Raw genomic sequence first — 11,884 nt, forward strand, 5'->3', positions numbered from 1 at the left:
TGTGCCCCGCGGTGGCTACAGCAGTTGGCCGACGACGAACCCGGCGAGCAGCACACCGAACCCGCCGATCTCGCCGACGATGAGTGCGGCCATCGCCAGTTCGGTGCGCCGGTCGGCGTTTTCGAACTGGTTGACGGTGTCGCGCCGGGCCCCGTGGGTGATGTAGGCGGCGATGGCCGCCACGAAGAAGAAGACGACGACCCCCGCCGCCACCAGGTTCACCCACACCGGCCAGGCGCTCAGTTGCACGAAGACGGCGAGCAGCAGCGTCGCGAACGAATACAGCAGCGCCGCGCGGTGCGCGATGTCGACGTAGGGATGCGCAAGGTGATTCTCGGAGGTCATCATCCCGCGGTATTTCCAGATGCCGAGCACGAGCGCGAGCAGAAAGATCAGGCCCGCCGCCAGCAGGGTGACCTTGGTGTCGATTCCCAAGGAGCAACAAGGACAGTTCATAGCGTGGCTGAGTTTAGTTGCCCTTCATAAACGACGACTAACGTCGTCGGCATGCGTTTCGCGTTCAAGACTTCCCCGCAGAGCACCACCTGGGCACAGATGCTGGCCGTCTGGCAGGCGGCCGACGACATCGACGTCTACGAGTCCGGGTGGACGTTCGACCACTTCTATCCCATCTTTTCCGACAGCAGCGGGCCCTGCCTGGAGGGTTGGACGACGCTGACGGCGCTGGCGCAGGCCACCACGCGGTTGCGGCTGGGCACCCTGGTCACCGGCATCCACTACCGCCACCCCGCGGTGCTGGCCAACATGGCGGCCGCCCTCGACATCATTTCGAACGGGCGACTCGAGCTGGGTATCGGCGCCGGCTGGAACGAAGAGGAATCCGGCGCCTACGGCATCGAGCTGGGCAGCATCAAGGAACGCTTCGACCGCTTCGAGGAGGCGTGCGAGGTGCTGACCAGCCTTTTGACCACCGACTGCACCGATTTTCAAGGCAGGTTCTACCAGCTCAAGGGCGCCCGCAACGAGCCCAAGGGGCCGCAGCGCCCGCACCCCCCGATCTGCATCGGCGGCAGCGGAGAGAAGCGCACCCTGCGGATCACCGCCCGCTACGCCCAGCACTGGAACTTCGTCGGCGGTCCGCCCGACGTTTTCGCGCACAAGCGTGACGTCCTCGCCGCGCACTGCGCGGACATCGGTCGCGATCCGAAGGAGATCACGCTCTCGGCCCACCTGCGCCTGGAGCCGGATCTCGACTACGGGAAGGTTGTCGAGGACGCGGCCGGACTCGCCGCCGAAGGGCTCGACCTCGGGATCGTCTATCTGCCCCCGCCGCACGACCCCGCCGTGCTGGAACCGCTCGCCGAGGCGATCCGCGACTCGGGGTTGCTGGACCGATAACACCGATTGTGGGGCAGTCCGCGGTGCTCAGGCGAAAAATCCCGGCGACGGCCGTCGAGCAAACCCGCCGAGCGCCCTCGGGCGCGCCGGCTGGGCGCTCACGCGCCGAAGAGCAGCAGATCCTGGGCGGTTACCAGCCGCTCGTGCTTGGCTGGGAACTCGCGACTTTTTACCGGGTGACGCAACCATGACCAGGCCATTCGCCCCATCCGCGTCCGGGGTACTGGGTGGATATGCACAAGAACCACTCCTGCGATCGGTCCGTCCATCCGGGAAACAGTGTGACCCCCCTGTGAGCGGGCTCACAGAGGATTATTAGACACCCGCCGCCTGGCAAACTGAAGCAGACGCGCCGAACGAACCCGGCCGTGTTTCTGGTGTGGCTGGTGTTACTACTGAAGCGGTACCGCGGTGGGCTTGATGGGCGCCGGCAGCGCGGTGGAACCCATCATGAAGCGGTCGGCCGCGGCCGCGGCCGCCCTGCCCTCAGCAATCGCCCAGACGATCAATGACTGGCCGCGACCCATGTCCCCGGCTACGAAGACGCCCGGAACCGACGTCTCGAAGTCGGCGCCGCGCGCGACGTTGCCGCGCTCGGTGAGCTTGACCCCGAGTTCGGTGAGCAGCCCCTCCTTCTCGGGCCCCACGAATCCCATCGCCAGCAACACCAGATCGGCCTCGAGTTCGAACTCGGAACCCTCCACCTTGACGAACTTGCCGTCCTCCATGGTGACCTCGTGCGCCTTGAGCGCCTTCACGCGACCGTCGTGGCCGACGAACTCCTCGGTGTTGACGGAGAACACCCGCTCGCCGCCCTCTTCGTGCGCCGCGGAGACCCGGTACATCAGCGGGTAGGTCGGCCACGGGGTGGACGGGGCGCGCGTCTCGGGTGGGCGCGGCATGATCTCGAACTGGTGCACCTCGGTGGCGCCCTGCCGGTGCACGGTGCCCAGGCAGTCGGCGCCGGTGTCACCGCCGCCGATGATGATGACCTTCTTGCCTCTGGCGGTCAGCGGCGGTTGCCCGTCGGCATCGACCTCGCCCTCGCCGAGGTCGCCCGACGCCTGCCGGTTGCCCCAGGGCAGGAACTCCATCGCCTGGTGGATGCCGTCCAATTCCCGTCCGGGAACGGGCAGATCGCGCCAGGCGGTCGCACCGCCGGCCAGCACCACCGCGTCGAAGTCGGAGCGCAGCTGCTCGGCGGTGATGTCGACCCCGACGTTGACGCCCGCCCGGAATTCGGTTCCCTCGGCCCGCATTTGGTCCAGCCGGCGGTCGAGGACTCGCTTCTCCATCTTGAATTCCGGGATGCCGTAGCGCAGCAGCCCGCCGATACGGTCGGCCCGCTCGAAGACGGTGACGCTGTGGCCCGCGCGGGTCAGCTGCTGGGCGGCGGCCAGGCCCGCGGGTCCGGAACCGACGACGGCGACCTTCTTCCCGGTCAGCTTCTCCGGCGGCAACGGCCGCACCCAGCCCTCGTCGAAGGCCTTGTCGATGATCTCCAGCTCGATCTGCTTGATCGTCACCGGATCCTGGTTGATGCCGAGCACACAGGCCGGCTCACAGGGCGCCGGGCACAACCGACCGGTGAAGTCCGGGAAGTTGTTGGTGGCGTGCAGCCGTTCGATCGCCGCCTGCCACTGGTCCCTGCGGACCAGGTCATTCCACTCCGGAATCAGGTTGCCCAGCGGGCAACCGTTGTGACAGAACGGAATACCGCAGTCCATGCAACGGGTCGCCTGCTCGCGCAGGGTCTCGTTGTCGAATTCCTCGTAGACCTCACGCCAGTCGCGCAACCGCAGCGGGACGGGCCGGCGCTTCGGCAATTCCCGGTGCGTGTATTTCAGGAAGCCGCTCGGATCAGCCATGGGCGGCCGCCATGATCGCCTTGTCGACATCGGCGCCGTCGCGTTCCGCGTCGGCGATGGCCTGCAGCACCCGCTTGTAGTCGCGCGGCATCACCTTGGCGAAATGCCGCCGCTGTTGCGGCCAGTCACCCAGAATGCGCTGGCCCACAGCGGAGTCGGTGGCATCCACGTGTGCCTGGATCATGCCTTGCAACCACTCGTTGTCATCGTCATCCAAGCTCTCGAGCTCGACCATCTCTTCGTTGAGATTTCCTGGCAATTCGCCGTGCGGGTCGTAGATGTACGCCACACCGCCGGACATGCCGGCCGCGAAGTTGCGGCCGGTGCGTCCGAGGACGACGACCTTGCCGCCGGTCATGTATTCACACCCGTGGTCCCCGACGCCCTCGACGACGGCGTGCGCCCCGGAGTTGCGGACCGCGAATCGTTCGCCGACGACACCGCGCAGGTACGCCTCGCCGCTGGTGGCGCCGAACAGGATGACGTTGCCGCCGATGATGTTGTCCTCGGCCACGTAGTCCTGCGGCGCGTCGTCCGACGGCCGGACCACGATCCGGCCACCGGACAGACCCTTGCCGACGTAGTCGTTGGCGTCGCCGTAGACGCGCAAGGTGATGCCGCGCGGGACGAACGCGCCGAAGCTGTTGCCCGCCGAACCGTCGAAGGTGATGTCGATGGTCCCGTCCGGCAACCCTTGCCCGCCATAGGCTTTGGTGACCTCATGGCCGAGCATGGTGCCCACCGTGCGGTTGACGTTGCTGATCGTGGTGGAGAAGCGCACCGGCTTGCCGGAATCCAGCGCCTCGCGGCTCATCACGATCAACTGCTGGTCGAGCGCCTTGTCCAGGCCGTGGTCCTGACGCGAGGTGCAGTACAGGTCCTGGTTCATGAACGCCGACTCCGGCTCGTGCAGGACCGGGTCCAGGTCGAGCCGGTGCGCCTTCCAGTGGGCGCGCGCCAGCGTGGTGTCCAACGCCTTGACCTGGCCGACGGCCTCGTTGAGGGTGCGGAATCCCAACTGCGCCATGTATTCGCGGACTTCTTCGGCGATGAACATGAAGAAGTTCTCGACGAACTCGGGCTTGCCGGTGAAACGTTCGCGCAGCACCGGGTTCTGGGTGGCCACGCCGACGGGGCAGGTGTCGAGGTGGCAGACGCGCATCATGATGCAGCCGGACACCACCAACGGCGCGGTGGCGAAGCCGAATTCCTCGGCGCCGAGCAGCGCCGCGATCATCACGTCGCGACCCGTCTTGAGCTGGCCGTCGACCTGGACCACGATCCGGTCGCGTAACCCGTTGAGCAGCAACGTCTGCTGCGTCTCGGCCAGCCCCAGCTCCCAGGGCGCCCCGGCGTGCTTCATCGAGGTCATCGGGGTCGCACCGGTGCCGCCGTCGTGCCCGGAGATCAGGACCACATCGGCGTGGGCCTTGGACACACCCGCGGCCACCGTGCCGACGCCGTTCTCGGAGACCAGCTTGACGTGCACGCGCGCCGCCGGGTTGGCGTTCTTCAGGTCGTGGATCAGCTGGGCTAGATCCTCGATGGAGTAGATGTCGTGGTGCGGCGGCGGCGAGATCAGGCCGACACCGGGGGTGGAATGGCGGACTTCGGCAACCCACGGGTACACCTTGTGCCCCGGAAGCTGGCCTCCCTCACCGGGTTTCGCACCCTGCGCCATCTTGATCTGGATGTCGGTGCAGTTGGTCAGGTAATGCGAGGTGACACCGAACCGGCCGGAGGCGACCTGCTTGATCGCGCTGCGCCGCCAGGCCCCGTCGGGGTCGCGGTCGAAGCGCTTGACGTCCTCGCCGCCCTCGCCGCTGTTGGACCGTCCGCCCAACCGGTTCATGGCGATGGCCAGCGTCTCGTGCGCCTCCGCCGAGATCGAGCCGTAGCTCATCGCCCCGGTGGAGAAGCGTTTGACGATTTCGCTGGCGGGCTCGACCTCTTCGAGCGGGATCGGTTGCCGCACACCGGCGCGGAACTTGAGCAGGCCGCGCAGGGACGCCATGCGCTCGCTCTGGTCGTCGACCAGGCGGGTGTAGTCCTTGAACACCTTGTACTGGCCGGTGCGCGTCGCGTGCTGCAGCTTGAAGACGGTCTCCGGGTTGAACAGGTGGTACTCGCCCTCGCGGCGCCACTGGTATTCCCCGCCCACCTCGAGCTCGCGGTGGGCGCGTTCGCCCGGACGGTCCAGGTAGGCCAGCGCGTGGCGGGCGGCGACGTCGGCGGCGATGTCGTCGAGCGTGATCCCGCCGATGGGACAGCTCAAGCCGGTGAAGTATTCGCTGAGCACATCCTCGGAAATCCCGACCGCCTGGAACAACTGCGCACCGGTGTAGGAGGCCAGCGTCGAAATGCCCATCTTGGACATCACTTTCAGCACACCCTTGCCGGCGGCCTTGATGTAGTTGTTCAGCGCCGTCTTGCGGTCGATGCCCTCGATGACACCCCGGTCGAGCATGTCCTCGATCGACTCGAACGCCAGGTACGGGTTGATCGCCGCGGCGCCGAAGCTGACCAGCGCCGCCATGTGGTGCACCTCGCGGGCGTCACCGGTCTCCACCACCAGGCCGACGTGGGTGCGGGTCCGGTCGCGCACCAGGTGGTGGTGCACCCCCGCCACCGCGAGCAGCGACGGAATGGGCGCCATCTGTTCGTCGGATTCGCGGTCGGACAAGATGATCACTCGTGCGCCGTCGGCGATCGCCGCCGACGCCTGCGCCCGCACGTCCTCGAGGGCGGCGGCCAGCCCGGCGCCCCCTTCGGCCACCGGGTACAGACAGCGAATCACCTTGGAACGCATGCCATGCGGGCGGCCGTTGACCTCGTCATCGGGGTTGAGGTTGATCAGCTTCGCCAGCTCTCGATTGCGCAGGATCGGCTGCGGCAGCGCGATCTGGTGACACGACAGCTCGGTCGGCGTCAGCAGGTCGCGCTCGCCGCCGGTGGTGCCCTGCAGGCTGGTCACCACCTCCTCACGGATGGCGTCCAGCGGCGGGTTGGTCACCTGCGCGAAGAGCTGCTGGAAGTAGTCGTAGAGGATCCGGGGTCGCTGCGAGAGCACCGCGACCGGGGTGTCGGTGCCCATCGACCCGATCGGTTCGGCGCCGCTGCGCACCATCGGCGCCACCAGCAGGCTGAGTTCCTCGTAGGTGTAGCCGAATGTCTGCTGGCGCTTGACCAGTCGGTCATGCGGCATCCGCTTGTAGTGGCCCTGCGGCAGGTCGTCGAGGGGGACCAGATTCTTGTCCAGCCACTCCTGATAGGGGTGTTCGGCGGCCAGCTCCGCTTTGATCTCCTCGTCGGAGACGATGCGGCCCTGCGCGGTGTCCACCAGGAACATGCGGCCGGGCTGCAGCCGCATCCGGCGCACCACCTTGGCCGGGTCCAGGTCCAGCACGCCGGCCTCGGACGCCATCACCACCAAACCGTCTTCGGTGACCCAGATCCGCGAGGGGCGCAAGCCATTACGGTCGAGCACCGCGCCGATGATGGTGCCGTCGGTGAAGGTGATCGACGCCGGCCCGTCCCACGGCTCCATCAGGGAGGCGTGGTAGCGGTAGAACGCGCGGCGCGCGGGGTCCATCGACTCGTTGCGCTCCCACGCCTCGGGAATCATCATCAACACGGCGTGGGCCAGGCTGCGCCCACCCAGGTGGAGCAGCTCGAGCGCCTCGTCGAAGCGCGCGGTGTCGGAGGCGCCCGGGGTGCAGATCGGGAACAACTTCTCGACGTCGGCTTCCGAGCCGAAGACGTCGGTCTTGATCAACGCCTCGCGGGCCCGCATCCAATTCTCGTTGCCGGTGACGGTGTTGATCTCGCCGTTGTGGGCGACGCGGCGGAACGGATGCGCCAGCGGCCACGACGGAAAAGTGTTGGTGGAGAACCGGGAGTGCACGATTCCCAGCGCGCTGGTAAGCCGATTGTCTTGCAGGTCAAGGTAAAACGCCTTGAGCTGCGGGGTGGTCAGCATGCCCTTGTACACCAGGGTCTGGCCCGAAAGGCTTGGGAAGTAAACGGTTTCGCGGCCGGGGCCGTCCTGGCCCGGGCCCTTGGTGCCCAGCTCGTGCTCGGCGCGCTTGCGGACCACGTAGGCGCGGCGCTCCAGCGTCATGCCGGATTCCCCCGCCATGAACACCTGCCGGAAGGTGGGCATGGCGTCGCGGGAGAGCGCACCCAGCGACGAGTCGTCGGTGGGGACGTTGCGCCAGCCCAGCACGGTCAGGCCCTCGGCTTCGGCGATCTTCTCCACCGCGGCACATGCGGTCGCGGCGTCCTTGGACGATTGCGGCAAGAAGGCGATGCCGGTGGCGTAGCTGCCCGCCGGCGGCAACTCGAAGTCCACGACTTCGCGCAGGAAGGCATCGGGGACCTGGAGCATGATGCCGGCACCGTCGCCGCTGCGCGGCTCGGCGCCCTGGGCACCCCGGTGTTCGAGGTTGAGCAGCGCGGTGATTGCCTTATCGACGATGTCGCGGCTGCGACGGCCGTGCATATCGACGACCATGGCTACCCCGCACGCGTCGTGCTCGAACGCGGGGTTGTATAACCCGACGCGCTTGGGCGTCATATGCACCTGACCCTTCACCTGAACGTTCTGCGCGGCCGTTAGCAGCGGCCCCGATGAGGTCGCACCCGGACGTTGCGGGCTAAAACCCCTTCGGTCTTGTCTCGATAGGCTGTGCCCCAGGCGGAGATGATCCTGTTCGGGATGTCCGTGCAGCTCTGAACGGTGGCCTGGAACCGGTCTCGACAAGTCGTAAAACGATATGACAATACCCGCCTGACATGCCAACTTCGTCAAGTCTAAACCGTCGGCGGGCACCCTCATAAATTTCGCGGTCGCCGCGGATCGGCCATAGCCCGACGCCGCCGTTCGGGGCCGTGATTTGCCGCCGTCGCGGGGCCTCGCCCGGCATATCACCGCCCCGGGGCCGCCGCCCGTGATTAGTTTGCTGGAGGCACTTTCAGGCGCGGCGGCCGGGGCGCCGCGGGCGGGGATGAACGTGCTCAGCGCCGGGCTCGCGGGGGCGCAACGCTCCGGCCGCGGGCCGATCCGAGTTTGCAGGTTTCCACACCGGCCGGGTGAGGAGATACTGGACCGATGTTGGTCACCTCCGGCGGCGCACGCCGGACCGTGGCGCTTATCACGTAACACGGCGCGACGATCGACCGTCCGGCACCTGAGGAGCCCATGAACGAGCGCGACGAATTCCTGCGGGACCGTCTGCGGCCCGAGCGGGAAACCACCGCGGCGGCACGCCCGCCTGGTCCCCCTCCGCACGGGCCCCATCCCGCCCCTCGGCCACCGGCTCCGCCTCCCCCTGCGCCCCGGCCGTCCGCGCCGCCGCAGGGCAGGGCGCCCGCACCCCCGCCATCGGCTCCCGCCGCCCCGCCGTCCTTCCGGCCACCACCCGCGCCGCAGCCACCGGCCCCCGCGCCGGCGCCGCCCCCGGAACTCCCCGACCGCGGTTGGCGACGGGCCGTGCGGATCGCCACCTTCGGCCTGATCGCCCTGGGCCCGTCGCCCACCCAACGGCAGGAAGCTCAGTTCAAGGCGGCGATCCAGACCCTCCTGTACGGGCACTACAAGGTCGGCGTGCTGGGCAAGGGCGGCGTGGGCAAGACGTCGGTGGCGGCCAGCGTCGGCTCGCTGTTCGCCCAACTCCGCCGGCAAGACCACGTGGTGGCGATCGACGCCGACACCGCCTTCGGGCGACTCAGCAGCCGCATCGATCCGGGATCGACGCGCTCGTTCTGGGAGCTCACCGCCGACAAAAACCTGCGGTCCTTCGACGATGTGGTGGCGCGGCTGGGCCGCAATTCCGCCGGCCTGCACGTGCTCGCCGGCGAACCGGCGTCCGGCCCGCGCCGCGTGCTCGACCCCGCGATCTACCGGGAAGCCGCGCTGCGACTGGATCGCCATTTCACGATCTCGGTCATCGACTGCGGTTCGACGATGGACGCGCCCCTCACCCAGGAGGTGCTGCGGGATCTGGACGCGCTGATCGTGGTGTCCTCACCCTGGGCCGACGGCGCGTCCGCCGCCGCGCGAACCATGGAGTGGCTGGCGGATCAGGGCCTGACGACGCTGCTGGCGCACAGCATCGTCGTGCTCAACGATTCCGACGGCCATGCCGACAAACGCACCCGCGCGTTGCTGGCCCGCGAGTTCACCGATCACGGGCGGCCGGTCATCGAGGTGCCGTTCGACCCGCACCTGCGCCCCGGCGGGGTCATCGACGTGGCCCGCGAAATGGCCCCGGCCACGCGGCGCAAGTTCCTCGAGATCACGGCGACGGTCGCCGGGTACTTCGCGGCGCGCCCCCACGGCTCTGGTGACCGAGGGCCGAAAGACCCACAGAGCTAGGACTTCTCGGCGGCGTCCCCCATCCGCGCCGACGGGTCGGCGATCGCCTCGATCTTGGCCACGCGCGTGCCGCGGATCGTCAGCACGATGACGGCGAACAGGCGGCGGTCGCTGAAGGCCAGCAGCACCGGCGCCCCGACGGGGCCGCCGACCAGCGTCACACCCGGCCACAGGTACCGCAGCAGGTTGGTGGCCACCGCGTCGGGCCCGTGGTTGACCTGTTGTGGCGGCGGCGGGTCGCCGAGAATCGTGCCCACGCCCCAGACCGTCGGATCGAGGACGGCGGCCAGCCCGGCGAGGTCGCCGTTCGAGCAGGCGGTAATGAATTTCTCCGTGACGAGCTGATGCTCGGCCGCGGCCACATCGTTCATATTCGGTTGCGCCGCAACGAATTTCGCCCGCGCCCGCCGCGCGAGCTGGCGGCAGGTGCCGGCCGGACGGCCCACCGCCTCCGAAATCGAGTCGAAGGGAATGCCGAACACGTCGTGCAGCACGAAGCTGACCCGCTCACCGGGGCTGAGCCTGCGCAGGACCTCCAGCAGCGCGCTGCGGATCTCGTCGTCGAGGGTGATCCGGTCGGCCGGGTCGGAGCGGCGCGGCGCCGGGCGCTCCTCGACGTCGCCGGGACGTTCGTAACGGGCGCGGGCCGAGCGCACCTGGTCGAGGCAGAGCCGGCTCGCCACCACGGTCAGCCAGCCCCGGACGTCCTCGATGCCGCTGACCTCGGCGCGGGAGAGCCGCAGGAATGCCTCCTGCGCAACGTCTTCCGCGTCGCCGATGTCGCCCAGCATCTGGTAGGCGAGGTTGACCAGATACGGGCGGTGACGACGCCAGGCCTCGGCGACCTGGTCGCCGGCTGACTGCGACTGGTTCATGACTCTTCGACGATATGGCGCCGCAAAAAGTTACCCGTTCTGCGGTGTAACTTTCCCACCTTTTGCCCCGTCCTTGCAGCAGTACAAATCCACGAAAGGAACCATCCCATGGCAATCGTCGTCACCGGCGCGACCGGTAACGTCGGGCGCCCGCTCGTCGCGGACCTGCGTGCCGCGGGAGCGCGCGTGCGCGCGGTCACCCGACAGCCGGCACCGGCCGGATTTCCCCCCGACGTCGAGGTGTTCGATTCGGCCACCGACGCGCTCTCGGGCGCGTCAGCGGTCTTCCTGAACTCCCGCGCGCTCGGCGGGCGGCTCGAAGAAGTGGTGGCCGAATGCGCGCGCGCCGGCGTCGCCAAGCTGGTCGCCTTGTCGGCGATCAACGCCGACGATGACGTCTCGCGTCAGCCGTCGCGATTTCGCGGTGACCGCAACAGGGAGGTCGAACAGCTCGCCGTCGGCTCCGGACTGGCCTGGGTGAGCCTGCGGCCCACCGTGTTCGCGACGAATTTCGCCGGCATGTGGTCCGCGCAGCTCCGCGCCGGCGACGTGGTCGCGGGGCCATACGCCGCGGCGTCGACGGCGCCGATCGTCGAGACGGACATCGCGGCGGTCGCGGCGCAGGCGTTGCTCACCGATGAGCTTGTCGGACAGCGGATCCCGCTGACCGGCCCGCAGGCGTTCACCGACTCGGAGCTGGTGGAGGTCATCGGCACCGTGCTGGGACGGCCGCTGCATTACCTGGAGGTGCCCACGGCCGCTGTGCGGCAACGCTTCCTGGGTCTGGGATTCAGCGCCGGATTCGCCGACGCCTACATTGCCATGCTCGCCGAATCGCTCGACAAGCCCGCGCTGGTCACCCACGACGTCGAGAAGATCCTTGGCCGCCCGGCACTTCCGTTCAGCCACTGGGTCGCCGAGCACCGCGACGTCTTCACCGGCGAGAACGAGGGGGCCTGACATGACCGAACCGCGTCCCCCGCGTTACCTCAAACCCATGAACAAGTTCATGATGGCGGTCCAACGGCTGGGCATTCCGACCGGGCCGGCCATGGTGCTCACCGTGCCCGGACGTAAGTCCGGTCAACCGCGCAGCACGCCGATGACGCCGTTCGACTTCCGCGGCGGGCTCTATGTGGTGGCCGGCTATCCCGGCGCCGACTGGGCGGCGAACGCCAGGGCGGCGGGCGCCGGCACGCTGCGCCGCGGCCGCCGCTCACGCCGGGTCCGGATCGTCGAACTGTCCGCCGACGAGGCCCGGCCGGTGCTGCGGGAGTTCCCCGCCAAAGTCCCGGTCGGCGTGGCGTTCGCGAAACGCTCGGGCATGGTGCGCGACGGGACGGCCGACGAATTCGAAGCCCTGGCCGGCCGTCTCGCCGTGTTCCGCTTCGAGTCGACGTAGGGTT

At 68.5% G+C, this 11,884-nt stretch carries 8 protein-coding genes; 4 read left to right on the forward strand and 4 right to left on the reverse strand.

Going from position 1 to position 11,884, the window contains the following annotated elements; genetic code table 11:
* Positions 1–15 precede the first annotated feature (15 nt).
* Complete coding sequence (locus JF781_RS05970) at positions 16–456, reverse strand: hypothetical protein (protein ID WP_225329651.1); 441 nt, start codon at positions 454–456, stop codon at positions 16–18.
* Positions 457–507: 51 nt separating this feature from the next.
* On the opposite strand from JF781_RS05970, the gene JF781_RS05975 reads away from it, so the two are divergent.
* Positions 508–1,359 (forward strand): LLM class F420-dependent oxidoreductase, encoded by an 852-nt coding sequence (locus JF781_RS05975; RefSeq protein ID WP_225329652.1) that lies wholly within the window; start codon positions 508–510, stop codon positions 1,357–1,359.
* 392 nt (positions 1,360–1,751) lie between these two features.
* Here the strand turns inward: JF781_RS05975 and JF781_RS05980 are convergent, their stop codons facing one another.
* Both JF781_RS05980 and gltB read right to left on the reverse strand, forming a co-directional pair.
* Positions 1,752–3,227, reverse strand: a complete 1,476-nt coding sequence (locus tag JF781_RS05980; protein ID WP_225329653.1) for a glutamate synthase subunit beta — start codon at positions 3,225–3,227, stop codon at positions 1,752–1,754.
* A complete protein-coding gene (gltB, locus tag JF781_RS05985) occupies positions 3,220–7,803 on the reverse strand; it encodes a glutamate synthase large subunit (RefSeq protein WP_225329654.1) in 4,584 nt (1,527 codons plus the stop codon). The genes JF781_RS05980 and gltB overlap by 8 nt, the downstream gene beginning before the upstream one ends.
* Before the next feature lie 624 nt (positions 7,804–8,427).
* Here gltB and JF781_RS05990 point away from each other — a divergent pair.
* On the forward strand, positions 8,428–9,603 hold the full coding sequence (locus tag JF781_RS05990) for a MinD/ParA family protein (RefSeq protein WP_225341150.1): 1,176 nt from the start codon (positions 8,428–8,430) through the stop codon (positions 9,601–9,603).
* Here JF781_RS05990 and sigI read toward each other — a convergent pair.
* Positions 9,600–10,478, reverse strand: a complete 879-nt coding sequence (gene sigI, locus JF781_RS05995; RefSeq protein ID WP_225330569.1) for an RNA polymerase sigma factor SigI — start codon at positions 10,476–10,478, stop codon at positions 9,600–9,602. The two genes, JF781_RS05990 and sigI, sit on opposite strands and share 4 nt — an antisense overlap.
* A gap of 108 nt (positions 10,479–10,586) precedes the next feature.
* Between sigI and JF781_RS06000 the strand changes: the two genes are divergently transcribed.
* Both JF781_RS06000 and JF781_RS06005 read left to right on the forward strand, forming a co-directional pair.
* Positions 10,587–11,438 carry an NAD(P)H-binding protein gene (locus JF781_RS06000; RefSeq protein ID WP_225330570.1) on the forward strand — a complete coding sequence of 284 codons (852 nt, stop codon included), beginning with the start codon at positions 10,587–10,589 and terminating at the stop codon, positions 11,436–11,438.
* A gap of 1 nt (position 11,439) precedes the next feature.
* A complete protein-coding gene (locus JF781_RS06005; protein WP_225330571.1) occupies positions 11,440–11,880 on the forward strand; it encodes a nitroreductase family deazaflavin-dependent oxidoreductase in 441 nt (146 codons plus the stop codon).
* Positions 11,881–11,884 lie beyond the last annotated feature (4 nt).

Source organism: Mycobacterium sp. WUMAC-067, from assembly GCF_020217485.1.
In the GTDB taxonomy this organism is placed as follows: domain Bacteria; phylum Actinomycetota; class Actinomycetes; order Mycobacteriales; family Mycobacteriaceae; genus Mycobacterium.

What these genes read in the sequence shown, in the direction of transcription:
- JF781_RS05970 (WP_225329651.1), bottom strand. Translation starts at nt 456, where the DNA reads ATGAACTGTCCTTGTTGCTCCTTGGGAATCGACACCAAGGTCACCCTG.
- JF781_RS05975 (WP_225329652.1), top strand. Translation starts at nt 508, where the DNA reads ATGCGTTTCGCGTTCAAGACTTCCCCGCAGAGCACCACCTGGGCACAG.
- JF781_RS05980 (WP_225329653.1), bottom strand. Translation starts at nt 3,227, where the DNA reads ATGGCTGATCCGAGCGGCTTCCTGAAATACACGCACCGGGAATTGCCG.
- gltB (WP_225329654.1), bottom strand. Translation starts at nt 7,803, where the DNA reads ATGACGCCCAAGCGCGTCGGGTTATACAACCCCGCGTTCGAGCACGAC.
- JF781_RS05990 (WP_225341150.1), top strand. Translation starts at nt 8,428, where the DNA reads ATGAACGAGCGCGACGAATTCCTGCGGGACCGTCTGCGGCCCGAGCGG.
- sigI (WP_225330569.1), bottom strand. Translation starts at nt 10,478, where the DNA reads ATGAACCAGTCGCAGTCAGCCGGCGACCAGGTCGCCGAGGCCTGGCGT.
- JF781_RS06000 (WP_225330570.1), top strand. Translation starts at nt 10,587, where the DNA reads ATGGCAATCGTCGTCACCGGCGCGACCGGTAACGTCGGGCGCCCGCTC.
- JF781_RS06005 (WP_225330571.1), top strand. Translation starts at nt 11,440, where the DNA reads ATGACCGAACCGCGTCCCCCGCGTTACCTCAAACCCATGAACAAGTTC.